Annotated in this window: 19 protein-coding genes; 8 read left to right on the top strand and 11 right to left on the bottom strand. The window is 66.7% G+C overall.

Going from position 1 to position 16,358, the window contains the following annotated elements; translation table 11 throughout:
* Positions 1 to 369: 369 nt before the first annotated feature.
* Both BMZ21_RS28535 and BMZ21_RS28530 read left to right on the top strand, forming a co-directional pair.
* A complete protein-coding gene (locus tag BMZ21_RS28535) occupies positions 370 to 1,170 on the top strand; it encodes a glycosyltransferase family 2 protein (protein WP_091842948.1) in 801 nt (266 codons plus the stop codon).
* Positions 1,163 to 1,909: an SDR family oxidoreductase gene (locus BMZ21_RS28530; protein WP_244544069.1), complete on the top strand. Its 747-nt coding sequence runs from the start codon at positions 1,163 to 1,165 to the stop codon at positions 1,907 to 1,909. Before BMZ21_RS28535 ends, BMZ21_RS28530 begins: the two co-directional genes overlap by 8 nt.
* A 51-nt stretch (positions 1,910 to 1,960) precedes the next feature.
* On the opposite strand, the gene BMZ21_RS28525 is transcribed toward BMZ21_RS28530, so the two are convergent.
* The 5 genes from BMZ21_RS28525 to BMZ21_RS28505 all read right to left on the bottom strand — a co-directional run bounded on the left by BMZ21_RS28525 (position 1,961) and on the right by BMZ21_RS28505 (position 5,760).
* Positions 1,961 to 2,248, bottom strand: coding sequence for a hypothetical protein (locus tag BMZ21_RS28525; protein ID WP_091842939.1), 288 nt, complete (start codon positions 2,246 to 2,248; stop codon positions 1,961 to 1,963).
* A 163-nt stretch (positions 2,249 to 2,411) separates the two neighbouring features.
* Positions 2,412 to 3,176 (bottom strand): peptidoglycan editing factor PgeF, encoded by a 765-nt coding sequence (pgeF, locus tag BMZ21_RS28520; RefSeq protein WP_091842936.1) that lies wholly within the window; start codon positions 3,174 to 3,176, stop codon positions 2,412 to 2,414.
* A gap of 16 nt (positions 3,177 to 3,192) precedes the next feature.
* Positions 3,193 to 4,296 (bottom strand): class I SAM-dependent methyltransferase, encoded by a 1,104-nt coding sequence (locus BMZ21_RS28515; RefSeq protein ID WP_167561796.1) that lies wholly within the window; start codon positions 4,294 to 4,296, stop codon positions 3,193 to 3,195.
* Positions 4,293 to 5,117, bottom strand: a complete 825-nt coding sequence (lgt, locus tag BMZ21_RS28510; protein WP_091842933.1) for a prolipoprotein diacylglyceryl transferase — start codon at positions 5,115 to 5,117, stop codon at positions 4,293 to 4,295. The genes BMZ21_RS28515 and lgt overlap by 4 nt, the downstream gene beginning before the upstream one ends.
* A 76-nt stretch (positions 5,118 to 5,193) precedes the next feature.
* On the bottom strand, positions 5,194 to 5,760 hold the full coding sequence (locus tag BMZ21_RS28505; RefSeq protein WP_091842929.1) for a hypothetical protein: 567 nt from the start codon (positions 5,758 to 5,760) through the stop codon (positions 5,194 to 5,196).
* Between the two features lie 149 nt (positions 5,761 to 5,909).
* On the opposite strand from BMZ21_RS28505, the gene uvrC reads away from it, so the two are divergent.
* From uvrC to BMZ21_RS28480, 5 genes are read left to right on the top strand one after another with little or no spacing between them, the layout of a single operon-like run.
* The gene (uvrC, locus tag BMZ21_RS28500) at positions 5,910 to 8,054 is read left to right on the top strand and encodes an excinuclease ABC subunit UvrC (RefSeq protein WP_091842981.1); all 2,145 of its coding nucleotides are present in this window, start codon (positions 5,910 to 5,912) and stop codon (positions 8,052 to 8,054) included.
* A gap of 57 nt (positions 8,055 to 8,111) precedes the next feature.
* The gene (pgsA, locus tag BMZ21_RS28495) at positions 8,112 to 8,732 is read left to right on the top strand and encodes a CDP-diacylglycerol--glycerol-3-phosphate 3-phosphatidyltransferase (RefSeq protein WP_244544068.1); all 621 of its coding nucleotides are present in this window, start codon (positions 8,112 to 8,114) and stop codon (positions 8,730 to 8,732) included.
* A 26-nt stretch (positions 8,733 to 8,758) separates the two neighbouring features.
* Positions 8,759 to 9,010: a molybdopterin converting factor subunit 1 gene (moaD, locus tag BMZ21_RS28490; RefSeq protein WP_091842978.1), complete on the top strand. Its 252-nt coding sequence runs from the start codon at positions 8,759 to 8,761 to the stop codon at positions 9,008 to 9,010.
* Positions 9,011 to 9,026: 16 nt separating this feature from the next.
* On the top strand, positions 9,027 to 9,491 hold the full coding sequence (locus tag BMZ21_RS28485; protein WP_091842922.1) for a molybdenum cofactor biosynthesis protein MoaE: 465 nt from the start codon (positions 9,027 to 9,029) through the stop codon (positions 9,489 to 9,491).
* 37 nt (positions 9,492 to 9,528) lie between these two features.
* Positions 9,529 to 10,551 (top strand): DUF1176 domain-containing protein, encoded by a 1,023-nt coding sequence (locus tag BMZ21_RS28480; protein ID WP_167561795.1) that lies wholly within the window; start codon positions 9,529 to 9,531, stop codon positions 10,549 to 10,551.
* Positions 10,552 to 11,061: 510 nt separating this feature from the next.
* On the opposite strand, the gene BMZ21_RS28475 is transcribed toward BMZ21_RS28480, so the two are convergent.
* From BMZ21_RS28475 to BMZ21_RS28465, 3 genes are all read right to left on the bottom strand, one after another.
* A complete protein-coding gene (locus BMZ21_RS28475; protein WP_091842916.1) occupies positions 11,062 to 11,952 on the bottom strand; it encodes a LysR family transcriptional regulator in 891 nt (296 codons plus the stop codon).
* A gap of 142 nt (positions 11,953 to 12,094) precedes the next feature.
* Entirely contained in the window at positions 12,095 to 13,060 is a 966-nt protein-coding gene (gene trxB / locus BMZ21_RS28470) for a thioredoxin-disulfide reductase (protein WP_091842912.1), read from the bottom strand.
* Positions 13,061 to 13,112: 52 nt separating this feature from the next.
* Positions 13,113 to 14,081 (bottom strand): mitochondrial fission ELM1 family protein, encoded by a 969-nt coding sequence (locus BMZ21_RS28465; protein ID WP_091842909.1) that lies wholly within the window; start codon positions 14,079 to 14,081, stop codon positions 13,113 to 13,115.
* A gap of 105 nt (positions 14,082 to 14,186) precedes the next feature.
* Between BMZ21_RS28465 and BMZ21_RS28460 the strand changes: the two genes are divergently transcribed.
* Positions 14,187 to 14,648, top strand: a complete 462-nt coding sequence (locus BMZ21_RS28460) for an Lrp/AsnC family transcriptional regulator (RefSeq protein WP_091842906.1) — start codon at positions 14,187 to 14,189, stop codon at positions 14,646 to 14,648.
* A 9-nt stretch (positions 14,649 to 14,657) separates the two neighbouring features.
* On the opposite strand, the gene BMZ21_RS28455 is transcribed toward BMZ21_RS28460, so the two are convergent.
* From BMZ21_RS28455 to greA, 3 genes are all read right to left on the bottom strand, one after another.
* A complete protein-coding gene (locus BMZ21_RS28455) occupies positions 14,658 to 15,131 on the bottom strand; it encodes a hypothetical protein (RefSeq protein WP_091842903.1) in 474 nt (157 codons plus the stop codon).
* Positions 15,132 to 15,135: 4 nt separating this feature from the next.
* Entirely contained in the window at positions 15,136 to 15,624 is a 489-nt protein-coding gene (locus BMZ21_RS28450) for a hypothetical protein (RefSeq protein WP_091842898.1), read from the bottom strand.
* Between the two features lie 183 nt (positions 15,625 to 15,807).
* Complete coding sequence (greA, locus tag BMZ21_RS28445) at positions 15,808 to 16,281, bottom strand: transcription elongation factor GreA (RefSeq protein ID WP_091842894.1); 474 nt, start codon at positions 16,279 to 16,281, stop codon at positions 15,808 to 15,810.
* Positions 16,282 to 16,358 lie beyond the last annotated feature (77 nt).

The raw sequence follows: 16,358 nt of genomic DNA, 5'->3' as shown, positions 1-16,358 counted from the left end.
ACAAACTCCTTAGTCATCGTATTCCCGGCGCTGGCCGGCGGGTGATTTCAGTAGCCTCGTTATAAGGCAGGTGACGGGCCGTGTCTGTTGCGGCGAGAACACATGTGCTGGTCAGACCGAGGCGAAATTGCGGCGCGATCCGGAACAGGCAAGGCATATTGATCAATTTCGGTTAGTCTTTGTTAAGGCAGTGTGAATTGGCTAACCGAATACTAACGCAACGGCAGCGACTACGGGCCACGATCACATAATCGCCTGGATCGGCTTTTGGTTCCCTCGCAAGTGCAGCCCCGTCATGCGCCGACTGCTTGCAGGCCGCTCCGACCCATGCTTTAGCCGACTGGCCCCGCCTTTCCCGCCGAGACCTGCGTGCCACCGCTTTCGATCTTCATCATCGCGCGCGACGAAGCCGACCGCATCGGGCGCACGATCGCTGCCGTCCGCGGCCTCAGCGACGACATCGTCGTGATCGATTCCGGCTCGACCGACGGCACCCAGGATATCGCCATGAATCTGGGCGCGCGCGTGATCGAGCGTGGCTGGCCGGGCTATGGACCGCAGAAGCGCTTCGCCGAGGAGCAATGCCGCCATCCCTGGCTGCTCAACCTCGACGCCGATGAGGTGACGCCGCCGGAGCTCGTCGCCGAGATGGCCGCGCTGTTCGCCGGGGGCCAGCCGGCCTGCGACGCCTATCGCCTGCGCATCGCCGAGATCTTCCCGGGAGAGGGTGCGCCGCACCGCTTCGCCTATGCGCTCTCGCCGGTCCGTCTCTACCGGGCCGACAAGGGGCGCTATTCGCCGTCGCCGGTGCATGACCGTGTCGACCTTGCGCCAGGCGCGCGCGTCGGCAAGCTCAAGGGCACGATCCAGCATTATTCGGTGCGTTCGCTCGGCGAGCAGATGCAGAAGCTCAATGCCTACAGCGATGCGCAGGCCGATGATCTCGACGCGCGCGGCGAGACGCTGTCCGTCTTCCGCCTGGTCGCGGAGTTTCCAGCGAACTTCATCAAGGCCTATATCGGGCGGCGTCACATGCTGCGCGGGGTCTATGGCTTCATGACCGCGATGAACTACGCCTTCTACCGCTATCTGCGCGTCGCCAAGCATTGGGAGCGCCGGCTCCAGCGTCGCAGCGTCCGCGGCAACGGCAATGGAGGCCCCGGTGGCTGAGGTCGCCCTCGTCACCGGCGGGGCAAGGCGCATCGGCCGCGCCATTGTCCTGCGCCTGGCCGAGGCCGGCTATGCGGTCGCCGTCCACTGCAACAGCTCGCGCACCGAGGCGCTGGCACTGGTGGACGAGATCGGCGCGGCAGGCGGCCGGGCCCATGTCGTCGTCGCCGACCTCGTCGATCCCGCGGCGGTCGAGCGGATCGTGCCGGAGGCGGAAGCCGCGCTCGGTCCAGTCAGCCTGCTCGTCAACAGCGCCTCGAGTTTCCTGGTCGACGATCTGACGGCACTGGATGTGCCCACCTGGAATCGCCAGTTCTCGATCAATCTGCGGGCGCCCTCGATTCTTGCCGGGGCAATGGCGAATCGCCTGCCGGCGGAGTGCCTGGGCGCGATCGTCAACATCGTCGACCAGCGCGTCTGGAAGCTGACGCCGCAATATTATTCCTACACGCTGACCAAGGCTGCGCTGCTCACGGCGACGACAACGATGGCGCAGGCGCTGGCGCCGCGCATCCGGGTCAACGCGGTCGGCCCGGGCCCGACCTTCGCGAATCCGCATGACGGCGAAGCGCGGCTGGCGGCGGAGGTCGGCGGCACGCCGCTCGGGCGCAAGGTCGAGGGGGACGACGTCGCCGAGGCCGTGCTCTATCTGGCGCGCGCGAAAGCGATCACCGGCCAGATGATCGCGGTCGATGCCGGCCAGCACATTGCCTGGCGCACGCCCGACATCGTCGACTGATCCTGTCGCAAGGGGAGCCGCCGCCGGGGCGGCAGCTCCGAGGCGGAAGGATCAGGCCGCGGCCTTGTTCTTGATCGCGCCGATGATCGCGGTGAGGATGGCACCACCGGCGCCGCCGCTGATCAGGTTGGTAATGACGCCGCCGACGCTGAGATTGCCGCCCATCGCCGCAGCCGAAATCGCAGGCAACACGATGGGAATGAGCTGCCCGAGTACACCGCCGCCAACCAGGCCGGCGATGGTGTTGCCGATGGTACCGATATCAAAGGTAGGAGAGGCCTTGCCGGCCGCATTGCCACCGATCGCGCCTGCGACCAGGTTCATCAGGATCTGTTCCATGTTCAATCCCTCAGCCAAGGTGGATGGCAAAGGGAGGATGCGCCTGCGCCAGAGTGCATGCAACTCGACCTCGCCGGAAAGCCAATCCTGCAACGCGACGTTGCGGGGGCTTGGCCACCGGGATCGTCATCGGCTCTCTTTGACAGACCGGTTCGAGCGGGATTCAGCCGAGCGCGATCGCCGAGATCAGTCGACCGTAATCGGCCTCCTGCCGGTGAGTCGTGCGGCGGTAGCTGTAGAAGCGCGCCTCGTCGCCATAGGTGCACATGGCCATGTCGTAGAAGCGGCCGATGCCCGCCTCCTGCGCGCGATGGGCGATGAAGGCCGGCAGGTCGAACATTGCATGTGCCGGCCGCTCGGAAGCGTGGAAGAAGCGGGAGAAGGTCGCGTTCTCGCCCTTGAAGCGCTCGATGAACTCCGGGCCGACTTCGTAAGCCGCGGCGCTGATCGTCGGGCCGAGCACGGCGATGATCCGCTCGCGCCTGGCGCCGAGCTTCTCCATCTCGGTCACGGTGGCGCCGATCACGCCGGTGAAGGCGCCCTTCCAGCCGGAATGGGCGGCGCCGATCACGCCGGCCTCCGAGTCGGCGAACAGGATCGGGCCGCAATCGGCGGTGGAGATGCCAAGCGCGACGCCATGCGCGATCGTGACCATCGCATCGGCCTTGGGCCGCTCCCCTGGCCAGGGGCCGGTGACCACGGCCACATCCGGCGAATGCACCTGGTGGACGCTGACCAGCCGGTCGCGCTCGACGCCCATCTGCCTAGCCATGCGGGCGCGATTTTCGGCGATATGGGCCTGGTCGTCATTCGAGCCGAGCCCGCCATTCAGCGAAGCGTAGATCCCGCCGGAGACGCCGCCCTCCCGGGTGAAGAAGGCGTGGCGAATGCCGGGTTGTTGGGCGAGTTCGGGCGAGGTGATGAACATGGCGGTGCATCCATTCTCAGGGGCGGCCCTGCTCTGGCAGGCTATGAAGGTCAAATCCGGGCAGCAGCGGCAGTTTCGGGTCGGCCACCGCCAGCACCTTGAAGAGCTCGCCCATCGCCGCCGGCCCGGTCTCGATCAGACGTTCGATTCCGCTGGCGAGGGTCTCGACCTGTGCCGGCGTCGCGCGGCGGGACAGCGCCTCGAAGCGCTGCTGCAGCCCGAGCGCCAACAGGAAGTCGCGCTGCGTGACCGGGCCATGCGCCGCCGCTCCGGCCGCGAGCCCCGTCTGCGCCATCCGGGCGAAGTCGACATGGACTGTGAGGTCGGCATCGCCCGGCTCGGCCAGCACGTCGACGAAGGCATGGCGCTTCAGCGCCTGCAGCGTATCGCCGAAGCCGGAGCGGGCCGGGCCGTAATCGATGAACAACCCGGCACCGCCTGCGGTTGCGACATGGCGGGCGATGGCCGCGACCGCTTCCAATGCGGCGGTGGGCTGTTCCAGCACCGAGCCGATCGGAGCACCGCCCGAAAGCGAGTTGTCGGTCTCTCCCGCCAAGCCGAATGCGAGCCCGCCTTCGTCATCCAACCCGACCAGCCGCTCGCGCCAGCCCTCCGGCGTGCGCACGAACTGGTCGAGCGGCAATGCGTCGAGGAACTCGTTGGCGACGACGATCGCTGGGCCGTCCAGCGCCTGGTCGATCCGATCATGCCAGTGCGGCTGCGCTACGCTCGCAACCAGCGCCTCTCTTTGCCGCTCGCGCAGCACCGGGCTGGTCTCGACCAGATGAACCGAGAGCGCTTCGCGAAAGGCCGGCAGCGCCCCCGCCGCCCGCAGCATGTCCTGCATCAGCGTGCCGCGCCCCGGCCCGAGCTCGACAAAGCGGATCGAGGCCGGCGCACCCATCGCCTGCCAGACGCTCGCGGCCCAGAGACCGATCAGTTCGCCGAAGATCTGGCTGATCTCGGGTGCGGTGGTGAAGTCCCCGTCGGCGCCGAACGGGTCCTGCTTCATATAGTAGCCATGGCGGGGATGGCCGAGGCAGAGCGCCATATAGCGGGACACGCCTAGCGGTCCCTCCTGGCGGATCAGCTCCGCGAGTTCCTGCGCCAGGAGGCTCACGCTTCAGCCGGCTCCTTGCGCCGCAGGACGAGGACAAGACCGGCGAGGAACAGCGGCGCCGACAGCACCATGCCCATTGTCAGCCAGCTCGTCCCGAACAGGAAGCCAAGCTGCGGATCGGGCTCGCGGAAGAACTCGCAGGTCGTGCGGGCGATGCCATAGCCGATGCCGAACAGCCCGGCGACAAGACCGGGGCGCTTCAGGCCCCCCACGCGGACGACGATCATCAACAGCACCAGCAGGAGCAGCCCTTCGCTGAAGGCCTCGTAGAGCTGGCTCGGATGGCGCGGCACCGGGCCGCCATGCGGAAACACGATCGCCCAGGGCACGTCCGGCGCCGGGCGGCCCCAGAGCTCGCCATTGACGAAGTTGGCGATGCGGCCGAGGAACAGGCCGATCGGCGCCACCGCAGCACCCAGATCGAGCGCCGAGAGCGGCGGGTAGCCGCGCCTGATGGCGAAGACCCACAGGCCGGCCGCAGCGCCGACGAGCCCGCCATGGAAGGACATGCCACCCTTCCAGACCGCGAAGATCTCCAGCGGATTGGCGAGGTACTCGCCGAGATTATAGAACAGCACGAAGCCGAGCCGGCCACCGATCACGACGCCGAGCGCAGCGAACAGCAGGAAATCGTCGAGCGAATCGACCTCGGGCCGCCTGCGTCCTCCCCAGAGCGCCTCGGCCGCGGCGAGCTTGCGCGCATACCACCAGCCGCCGAGCAGGCCGACGACATAGGCGAGCCCATACCATTTGATCGAGAGCGGGCCGAGCTGCAGCGCGACCGGGTCGATCACCGGAAAAGGGAGGGCGAAGACGGGCATGGGCGAGGGGTCCGGGTTGCGCGGTGCGGTGATGCAGGCGGCACGGCATCCCGGTCAAGTGGTCAGAGAGCCGCGCTTAGCCCCCTCCGCGCACTTGTGCTTCCGCCAGCAACGGCTCGCCGTCCAGCTCCGGCGAGGCTGGCGGGAGGTCCGTCGGCAGATGGTGATTGATCGTCATCACCAGTTCGTCGAAGCCATTATCGTAGGGCGAGAAGCGCAGGCGCGGCCCCTCGAAAGAAGAAATCCAGATATAGCCGGTCCATTCCACGCCGACGCGGGCGAGCTCATGCCAGCTCATCGACACGGTCCGCCCCGAGACGGTCCGGCGCTCGACGCGCTCTCCGTTCCAGCGCACCTGCTCGATCAGGGCGCTGGCGGCGAGGAAGAGGGTGAGGCCGGCGGAGGCACTGGTGAAGAGCAGGCCGGAGGTCCGATCGACACGCTCGCCCCAGACCACCAGCGTCGCGACGGCGGTGACAAGGAGGCCGGAGAACAGGCCGAACCAGAGATATGGGCCGGGCGTCAGATAGCGCCATTCGCCATGCCGCCGCGCCCGCCGCCGCTGCAGACAGACGCAAAGCGCGGTGATCGCCATGAAGGCCGGGACGAACAATGCAGCCTTTACGAGCCAATCGACAGCCATGGTGTGATCTCGAAGCGAGCGAAGGCCTGCTTCTACCGCACCTTGCAGGTCACCCGAAGCGCAACCCTTCGGAATGGCGAATGAGACGTTGCCGAATTCCGCCGCGCTCCTGACATGACGAAGCGGCTGCGGCATCCTACATGCAGGTCATGAATCGCGAACGCCAAGAGCCACCGGAGCAAGAGCTGCCGGACGACGACTTCAAGGACGAGGAGGATATCCTTCCCCCGCCCGAAGCGGGGCTTGACCTCGGCGAAGCCGCCCCCAGCGCGCTGAAGGCCGGCATTGAGGTGATCGCCGACTTCGCCAAGCACCTGCCGAACCGGCCCGGCGTCTACCGGATGTTCGATCGCGCCGGCGAGGTGCTCTATGTCGGCAAGGCCAAGAGCCTGAAGAACCGGGTCACGGCTTATGCCCGCGGCATGGCGCACACCAATGCCGTGGCGCGCATGATCGCCGAGACCGCGAACATGGAGTTCGTCACCACCGGCACCGAGACCGAGGCGCTGCTGCTCGAATCGAACCTGATCAAGCAGCTGCGGCCGCGCTACAACGTGCTGCTGCGCGACGACAAATCCTTCCCCTACATCTTCCTGTCCGGCGACCATCCGGCGCCGCAGATCGCCAAGCATCGCGGCTCGCGCCAGCGCAAGGGCGACTATTTCGGCCCCTTCGCCTCGGTCTGGGCGGTCGAGCGCACGATCGACGCCCTGCAGAAGGCGTTTCTGCTGCGCTCCTGCTCGGACAGCTATTACGAGAACCGCACGCGGCCCTGCCTGCTCTTCCAGATCAAGCGCTGCTCCGGTCCCTGCACCGGCGAGATCTCGCACGGCGACTATCAGGGCCTCGCCGACCAGGCGCGCGCCTTCCTCTCCGGCCGCTCCTCGGCGGTGAAGGAACTGCTCTCCAGGCGCATGCAGGCGGCGGCCGAGGAGCTCGAATTCGAGAAGGCGGCGCGCTACCGCGACCGGCTGGCGGCGCTCTCCGCCGTGCAGGCCGGGCAGGACATCAACACGCAAGGAGTCGAGGAGGCCGACGTCTTCGCCATTGACGAGCAGGCGGGGCAGTTCTGCGTCGAGATCTTCTTCTTCCGCAACAAGCAGAACTGGGGCAATCGCGCGCTCTTCCCGCGCGCCGACAAGAGCCTGACCCCGGCCGAGGTGCTCGCTTCCGTCGTCACCCAGTTCTACGACGACAAGCCGCCGCCGAAGCTGGTGCTGCTCTCGCATGATTTGGCTGAGGCCGACCTGATCGCGCAGGCCCTGTGTGAGCGCGCCGGCCGCAAGGTCGAGCTGGCGACGCCCAAGCGCGGCGAGCGGCGCGATCTCGTCGCCCATGCCCAGAAGAACGCGCATGAGGCGCTCGCCCGCAAGCTCGCCGACAGCGCCGGCCAGCAGAGCCTGCTCAATGCGCTCGGCACCGCCTTCGGCCTCGAGAGAGCACCACGCCGCGTCGAGGTCTACGACAACTCGCACATCATGGGCACCAACGCGGTCGGCGGCATGGTCGTCGCCGGGCGGGACGGCTTCATGAAGAGCCATTACCGCACCTTCAATATCTCGTCCGACACCATCGCCGGCGACGATTTCGGCATGATGCGCGAGGTGCTGAAGCGGCGGTTCACACGGCTGGCGAAGGAGAGCGGGACGGCTTCGACCTTGCCGGACGAGGCGCGGGGGCCTTCTTCCCTTGTGGCAGAGGGGGGGATCGCACCCGCGAACGCTCCTGAGCCCAGCCCACCAGATGTCGAGGGTGGCATACCTCCCTCTCTGGCTTTTCCCCACAAGCAGGGAGAGGAAGCCCCTCTTTCGGCAGTATCAGGGCCCGACGACTCAACCTTCCCGTCGCGCCCCGACCTCGTCATCGTCGACGGCGGCAAGGGGCAGTTCGAGGCTGCCAGGAAGATCATGGCCGAATGCGGGGTTACTGACATCGCGCTCGTCGCCATCGCCAAGGGCGAAGACCGCAACGCCATGCGCGAGACCTTCTTCATGGCCGGCAAGGAGCCGTTCAAGCTGCCGCCGCGCGATCCGGCCCTGTTCTTCATCCAGCGCCTGCGCGACGAGGCCCACCGCTTCGCCATCGGGACGCATCGCGCCAAGCGCAAGCGCGACATCAAGACCAACCCGCTCGACGAGATTCCGGGCATCGGCCCGTCGCGCAAACGGGCACTGCTGCTGCATTTCGGCACGGTGAAGGCGATCCAGCGCGCCAAGCTCGACGACCTGATGCGGACCCCCGGCGTCAACGCCGCGACGGCGAAGGCGGTGCATGCCCACTTCCATGAGCATTGAGCGGAATGGCGGGGTCACACTCTTGCGTGTTGACGCTGTCATGAAGGGGCTGCTTTGGTGAGCGTCGTGACGAGTCTCAACGAAGCCATCCGCCGCCGGGGACCATGGTCCCTGCCGAACCTTCTCACCTACGGCCGGATCGTCGCGATTCCGGCGCTGGTTGCGCTGCTGTTCTGGCCCTGGGACGACTGGGCCCGCTGGACGGCGCTGGGAATCTATGTCGTCGCCGCCGTCACCGACTATCTCGACGGCTGGCTCGCCCGAAGCTGGGGCCAGCAATCGGCGATCGGGCGCATGCTCGATCCGATCGCCGACAAGCTTCTGGTCTGCGCCCTGCTGCTGATGCTGGTCCACACCGAGACGATCAAGGGCTGGGCGATCTGGGCGGCGATCGTCATCCTTTGCCGTGAAATCCTGGTTTCGGGCCTGCGCGAGTTCCTGGCCGAGCTGAAGGTCAGCGTTCCCGTCAGCAAGGTCGCCAAATACAAGACCACGGCGCAGTTGTTCGCGCTCGGCTTTCTCGTCGCCGGCCCGGCCGGGGACAAGGTCCTGCCGTACAACACCCAGATCGGGATCGTGATGCTGTGGGTCGCGGCGCTGCTGACGATCTATACCGGCTGGGACTACCTGAATTCCGGCATCCGCCATCTCGTCGAGGAGGACGAGCGCGCGTCATGACCATGGCAACCACCGAACCCGCCAGCCTGAAGCTGGTCTATTTCGCCTGGGTGCGCGAGCGCGTCGGGCTCACCGATGAAACCGTGACGCCGCCCGCCGGCACGGCGACCATCGCCGACCTTGTGCGCTGGCTGAAGAGCCGCGGCGAGGGCTATGAGCTCGCCTTCGAGAACGAATCGATCGTGCGTGCAGCGATCGACCAGACTCATGCCAAGCCGGCCACGACCATCGCCGGCGCCCGCGAGATCGCCTTCTTCCCGCCGATGACCGGCGGCTGACCTTGCAGGGCCGGACATGACGCCGCTCGTCCGCATCCAGCGCGAGGATTTCGACATCGGCGCCGAGATGGCCGCGCTGACCTCAGACAATACGAATATCGGCGCTGTCGTCAGCTTCGCCGGCCTCTGCCGCGACGAGAGCGGCCGGCTCGCGGCGCTCGAGCTGGAACACTATCCGGGGATGGCCGAGGCCGAGATCGCCCGGGTCGCCGCCGAGGCGGCCGAGCGCTGGCCGCTCTCGGGTCTCGTCGCCATCCATCGCTATGGGCTGATCAGGCCGGGCGAGCAGATCGTGCTGGTCATCGCGGCCTCCAGCCATCGCCGCGAGGCCTTCGAGGCGGCCGATTTCCTGATGGATTATCTCAAGACCCGCGCCCCGTTCTGGAAGCGCGAGCATCTCGCCGACGGCACGCTCGGCGGCTGGGTCGAAGCCAAGGCGGATGACGACGATGCGGCACAGCGCTGGGAACAGGTTTCCTGATCGGGTGAGGGCGCTCGCTTCGGGGAGCGCGCTCGCCATGCTGCCGGCGCTGGCCTTGGCGGCTGTGCCTCAGCCGAAGGGCTTCCGCGACTGGATGGCCGGCTGCGACAATCTCAAGAGCTGCACGGCGCTGTCCGTGCCCTCCGACGGCACCGACACGATCGCCTATCTGCGTCTGGAGCGCCCGGCTGGGCCGGAAGGGGCTGCCAAATTGGTGCTGCGGCTGCGCGGCGAATGGCAGAAGCCGCCGCTCACCGTCGAGCTCAAGCTCGATGGCGCGGCTTTCCCGGCCGGCGGCAAATCCATGCCGGTCGCGGCCGATGCCGACCTGGCGACGGTGACCTTCCAGCCGGCGGAGATGACAGCATTCATCGATGCGGCGCGCAAGGCGACGAAACTGTCGGTCGCCGTTCCCGGCGCTACGGCCGAGGTTTCGCTCTCCGGCGCCGTCGCGGCGCTGCTCTGGATCGACGAGCAGCAGGGCAGGCTCAGCACGCCCACGGCCCTGATCCGGAAGGGCAGCGTCGGAACTGCCCCGGCCGCTCCGGCGATGCCGGTGATCACGGCCAGGCCCGCCAGCGGTGCCCTCTCGGAGAAGGATGCCAAGGCGCTCGCGGCGGCCTTGCGCAGGCAGATCAAGCAGCGCGATCCCGACCAGTGCGAAGATGGCGAGATGACCACGAAGCAGGACATGGCCTGGCGGCTCGATGCCAGGCGCAGCCTGGTCTCGCTGACCTGCTCGCTCGGCGCCTACAATGCCTCCAACGCCTTCTGGATCGTCGAGAACGGTGCCGTGGCGAGCGCCCGGCCCGTCGAGTTCCCCTGGACCGACGACAGCGAGAAGAACACGCTGGTCAATGGCGCGTTCGAGCCGAAGACCGGCCGCATCGAGTATTTCGCCAAGGGGCGCGGCATCGGCGATTGCGGCGCCCTGGGCGGCTATGCCTGGACCGGCACCGGCTTCGCCCTGACCGGGTTCAGCATGATGGGCGAATGCCGCGGCATCGGCTCGGACGACTGGATCACGCTGTTTCGCAGCGAGGTCAGGACCGCGAAATAGGCGCTCGGACCTATTCCTTCGCCCTCGTCATTCCGGCGCTCCGCTTCGCTGCGACCGAGATGACGGAGCTCTTTTTTGAACAGGTAGCGCATAGGGGCTCGGCGCTGCAGGCCGCCCCGAATGACGGCGCGGTTCATCACCATGGGACGGCGCGTGGACTAGTCTGAAAAGATGGCGCCGAAGAGGGCAAGAAAAAAGGCCGGCGTCCCGAAGGAGCCGGCCTGAAAGTTTGAAACATCCAGCGCAAAAGCGCCAAACATCTCAGAGGGGAACGGCTGGAACGAACTCAACGCCGGGAGGAGATGCGGAGCCCGTTCCGAACAACCGTGGGCTGAATATCGGGCACTCCCTGCCTTCTCGCAATGCAGCATTGGGCGGGTCGGTTATGCGCTGGCGACATGACTCATTGCTATAATTCGTCACAATTCCCAGGAGACCGCGCGTGGTACGCATGCGCAGCCGGCATAGGGCAGGGCGCTGCCGCGATTTGCGGCAGCGCCCGCCTGTTTTTCAATAGGTCCAGCGCTGGGCCTTCTGGATCAGGAAATCGCGGAAGACCTGCACGCGGGCGACCGATTTCATCTCCTCGGGATAGACCAGATAGCTTTCGAGCTGCGGCATCTCGGTCTCGCGCATCAACTGCACGAGCGGGGAGCCGGCCTCGATCAGGTAGTCGGGCAGGATCGCGATGCCGGCACCCGAATCGACCGCGCGCTTCATCGCCGTGATGTTGTTGACGGTGAGATGGATCGGACGCGGATTGCGCTGGTCGCGGCCAAGCGTGCCGAGCCAGTGCACTGCCGTCAGATAGGACGGCGAGGAGGCGCCGAAGGAGAGCAGCCGGTGGTTGTCGAGCTCTTCATAGGTCTTCGGCTCGCCGAAGCGCTTGATATAGGCCGGCGAGCCGTAGACATGGAAGTGCACGGTGAAGAGCCGGCGCTGAATCAGGTCGGGCTGCTGCGGCTGGCGCAGGCGAATCGCGATGTCGGCCTCGCGCATCGAGAGGTCGAGCTCCTCGTCGGTGAGGATCAGCTCGACCTTGATGTCGGGATAGAGGTCGAGGAACTCGGCCAAACGTGGTGTCAGCCAATGCCCACCGAGGCCGCGCGTCGCGGTGACCTTGAGCTCGCCGGAGGGATGCTCGCGCGTCTCCGAGAGCTGGGCGCGTGTCCGCTCCAGGCGTTGCGTCATCTCGCGCGCGGCGCGCCAGAGGAGTTCGCCCTGCTCGGTGAGAATGAGGCCGCGCGTATGCCGATGGAACAAAGGCGCGCGCAATTCGCGCTCCAGCGCACCGATCTGGCGGCTCACAGCCGATTGGCTGAGGCCGAGCCCGTCTCCGGCCTTGGTGAAGCTTCCCGATTCAGCAACCGTGTAGAAGATTCGGATGCGGTCCCAATCCACCGCGTTCCCCCCGTGTTATGCGTTCAACGCATGATGGGGGGATAGCAGTGTCCGGTCAACGACTCCTTTGCCGGGACCGTTGATTTTCGCCCTTAATATCGTGCTGGAACTGATCAATTCCAGTGATGGGTTGTGGTTCCCGCTATTCCGCCGCTTCGCGCACACCCAACTCCTGGGCCATCAGCCAGCGCTCGGCGTCGAGAGCCGCCATGCAACCGAGGCCGGCCGCGGTCACGGCCTGTCGGTAATGCTCGTCGGTGACGTCGCCGGCGGCGAAGACGCCGGGCACATTGGTCTGGGTCGTGCCGGGCGTGACCTCGAGATAGCCGGAATCACGCATGGCGAGCTGGCCGACGAAGAGCTCCGTCGCCGGCTTGTGGCCGATGGCGACGAAGACGCCGTCGGTCGGCAGGTCCTGCACCGCGCCGCTCTTCAGGTTGCGCAGGCGCACATGGGTCACGGAGGGCGGCTGCGTCCCACCGAGGATTTCCGCGACCTCCGAATCCCAGATCACCTCGATCTTCGGGTGCTTGAACAGGCGCTCCTGCATCACCTTCTCGGCGCGCAGCGAATCGCGCCGGTGCACAAGCGTGACCTTGGACGCGAGATTGGCGAGATAGAGCGCTTCCTCGACTGCGGTGTTGCCGCCGCCGATCACCACGACCTGCTTGTTGCGGAAGAAAAAGCCGTCGCAGGTGGCGCAGGCCGAGACGCCGAAGCCCTGGAAGGCCTGTTCCGAGGGCAGGCCGAGCCATTTGGCCTGGGCGCCGGTCGAGACGATCAGCGAATCGCAGGAATAGGTATCGCCGCCATCGCCCCAGAGCCGAAACGGGCGCTGCGAGAGGTCGACGCGGGCGATGTGGTCGGAGACCATCTTCGTGCCCATGTGCTGAGCCTGGGCCTGCATCTGCTCCATCAGCCAGGGGCCCTGGATCACGTCGGCGAAGCCTGGATAGTTCTCGACATCGGTGGTGATCATCAGCTGGCCACCGGCCTGCAGGCCGGAAATCAGCACCGGCTCAAGCATGGCGCGGGCGGCATAGATCGCGGCGGTGTAGCCGGCCGGGCCGGAACCGATGATCATCACCTTGGCGTGGATATGAGCCATGTCTTTGCTTCCTGAGCCGGAACGAGCCGGTGATATCGGTATCGGGGCGGCCTTACGCCAGCCCCATCGCTGCCTTGTGACGCCGCCAGCCGTCGAGCACCGCTGCGGCGATCGTTCCGGTCGAATCTAGCGGTTCGTAGCGGGAGCCATCAAGCTTGCCCTGGAAGTGATGCACAGCGCCGTAGCGCTTCAGTGCCTCCAGGAACCTGGCGAGCTTGCCATGCCCGCCATGCGGCTCGAAGACGAGGATCGGCGCGCCGGTCGCAGCCGCCTCGCCGATCATGTTGGTGGAATCGGCGGTGACGACGATGGCGTCGGCATTGGCGAGCAGCGGCACATAGGGGTTGGCGCCCGAGCCGTCCCACCACCAGCCGCCATGACGACGGAAGACCTCGCCGATCGCGACGTCGAGCGCCGGCGACGTCCGGCGCGAGCGCGAGCCCATCAGTGCAACACCCGAGCTGGCGAGCGCATCGAGCTCGCGGGCGAAGCGTTCGATATCTTCCGGCCGGAAGCTATGGTGGCGGCTGTCGCCGCCGACCAGCACCGCGGCGCGTGGCGAGCGTAGCGCGGCGATCGCCGGCGGCGGGGCAGCCCGAGCGGCGGCAAGGGCATCCGGCGCCAGCCGATGCGGCGAAGTGATCGTCACCAGGACGTTGTCGCCACGCAAGCGGTCATGCTCGGAAACCCAGATCAGGTCGGCGGCACTCGTCCCGATGCGGGGATCCTTGAGGAAGACGGTGAAGCTCGCTCCGTTCGAGGCCTTCCTGACGGCGCGCAGATAGGCGACGGCGCGGCGGCCCGAGGCGATTGCAATGTCGGGGAAGGGTGGCCGGATCGGGCTGCCTGGCCGGTCGGGCGCCTCGCGCGGATCGATCGGCCCGCGCGGCATCAGCCAGCTCCAGGGCTTGCCGGGATTGATGCGGCGGATTTCCGGGACGACGCCCATGCGTTCGGCGACGCCGAGGCATTGCACCTCGTCGCCGGCCTTGCCGTCGGTCAAAACCCAGAGGGATGGCATCTTTTCTGTCGGCACGGCGGTTTGGCCCGGGATTGGCGTGGGTCGATGCCTTGTAACGCTTCGATGGCCCGTCTACACCTGCGCGGCTCTTTTTCAGGAGGATTTGTGCGCGCCAAACTCGACGAGATCGATCTCCGCATCCTTACGGAACTGCAGAGTGACGGGCGCATGACCAATGTCGAGCTCGCGAGCCGGGTCGGCATATCGCCGCCGCCTTGCCTCAGGCGCGTCCGCGCGCTCGAAGAAGCCGGGGTGATTACCGGCTATCGGGCACTGCTCGACGAGCGCAAGCTCGGCATCGAGGTCGTCTGCTTCGCCTTCGTCCATCTCGCCAGCCAGGCCGAAGCCGATCTCGCCATCTTCCAGGAGCGCATCCGCAGCTGGTCGCTGGTGCGCGAGTGCTGGACGCTGTCGGGTGACATCGATTTCATCCTGAAATGCGTCGCGACCGACCTCAAGGCCTTCCAGGACTTCGTCGCCGACCTGACGGCATTGCCGAATGTCCGCAATGTCCGCACGGCGCTGGCGCTAGACCGGGTCAAGGACGCGCCGATCGCGCCGCTTTAGCGCGGTCGCTCAACGCCCGAGCGCCTGCCTGATCCATTGCGCGTTGTTCGCGACCAGGGCGTCGATCCGCCGCTGGTTGATGTCCGGCAGATACCAGGCGCCGCTGAAGCTCGGCGCCATGATGGACATCACGGGATAGCGGGCAAGCTCGCGGCCGCCGGTGCCGACCAGCACCGCTTCGCTTTCGAGCGTGTCGTTGCCGAGGGTGGCGGACTGCCCTCCGGCATAGCTCGTCAGGTAAAGCCCGGTGACGGTGACGTGCAGGGTCGCGCTGTGCCTTGCTGCGCTGCGCAGGCTGGCGAGCTCGCGCTCCAGCATCGGCCTGATTGCGGCCGCGGTGGCGCTCTTTCCCTTTGCCGCAAGTGGCCCGGTATCGACACGGATCGCGCCGATCGCGACGGGGGAGGCGGTCTGCACGGCCGTCTGGCAGCCAGCCAGCAGGGCTGCGGCAAGACCAGTCAGGATGGTGCGGCGTGCGAGCATAGCCTCAGGCGCCGAGATATCGGCGAATCCATTGGGCGTTGTTTTCGAGCAGCGCGGCGATGCGGCGCTGGTCAACATCGGGGCGATACCAGGCGCCGCCGGAGCTGGATGGCAGCATCGAACGGATTTCGCGGCTGACGAGCGGGCGGCCGCGATCGGCGACCTCGATGATGCTCACCATGTTGTCGTCGCTGCCGCCGCCGCCGTCGCCGGGCATACCACCGCCGACACCCGCGCCGAGCCAGAGCCAGCGCACGGTCACGTGCAAGGTCGGGCCACCACGGCGACGCAACGGCAGAAGTTCGCTGGCGAGCCGGCTTTCGAAGGCTCGGCCGATCCGCGGGGCGTTCTCGCCCCAGCCGAGCGGGCCGAGGCTGCGGGCATCGACCTTGATCGCGCCGATCGAGACGGGCTGAGCGGAAGCCGAAAACGAAACGAGCCCGCTAGCGGCGAGCGTGGCGGACCCGGTGAGAAATGCGCGACGCGTGGTCATGGCGTGGTCTCCGGCAGGCAGTTCCCTAATCTAGGAGCTGCCGCCGGGCTGGCCAAGTCACAAGCGCCGCTCAGAGCCCGTTCCGATCAACTTGCACCGCAAGTCGATCGGTAACCCGGTCTCCAATTCAAAGTGAGAGACGGATTCACCGATCCGATTGAGTCGATCTGATCGGATCCGGCTCTAGCGGAAGGCGACGCTGACGACCTCATAGGACTTGCCGCCGCCCGGCGTGTTGACATGGACGGAATCGCCGACCTTCTTGCCGATCAAAGCGCGCGCGATCGGCGAGCCGATCGAGACCTTGCCGGACTTCACGTCCGATTCCGGCTCGCCGACGATCTGATAGAGCTTCTTCTCTTCGGTATCGTCATCGATCAGCGTGACGGTGGCGCCGAACTTGATCGTGTCGCCGCCGAGCTTGCTGATATCGATGATATCGGCGCGGCCGATCAGCGATTCCAGCTCCATGATCCGGCCCTCGTTGAGCGACTGGGCCTCCTTGGCAGCATGGTATTCGGCATTCTCCGACAGGTCGCCCAGCGCGCGCGCCTCGGCGATCGCCTGGATGATGCGCGGGCGCTCGACCTGCTGGCGCTGCTTCAACTCGACTTCGAGGGCGGCGAAACCGCCGGCCGTCATGGGAACCTTGTCCATCGTTCCGTCCCAGTTATGAAAAGCGATGACGACCGCGCCAGCTTTTGCCAACGCGCCCGCACCGCTCCCGATCGTCG

The sequence above is a fragment of the Allobosea lupini genome, from assembly GCF_900109525.1.
Lineage (GTDB): Bacteria > Pseudomonadota > Alphaproteobacteria > Rhizobiales > Beijerinckiaceae > Allobosea > Allobosea lupini.
The sequence above is the reverse complement of the archived record's forward strand: the minus strand, read 5'-3'. Positions and strand labels throughout refer to the sequence as shown.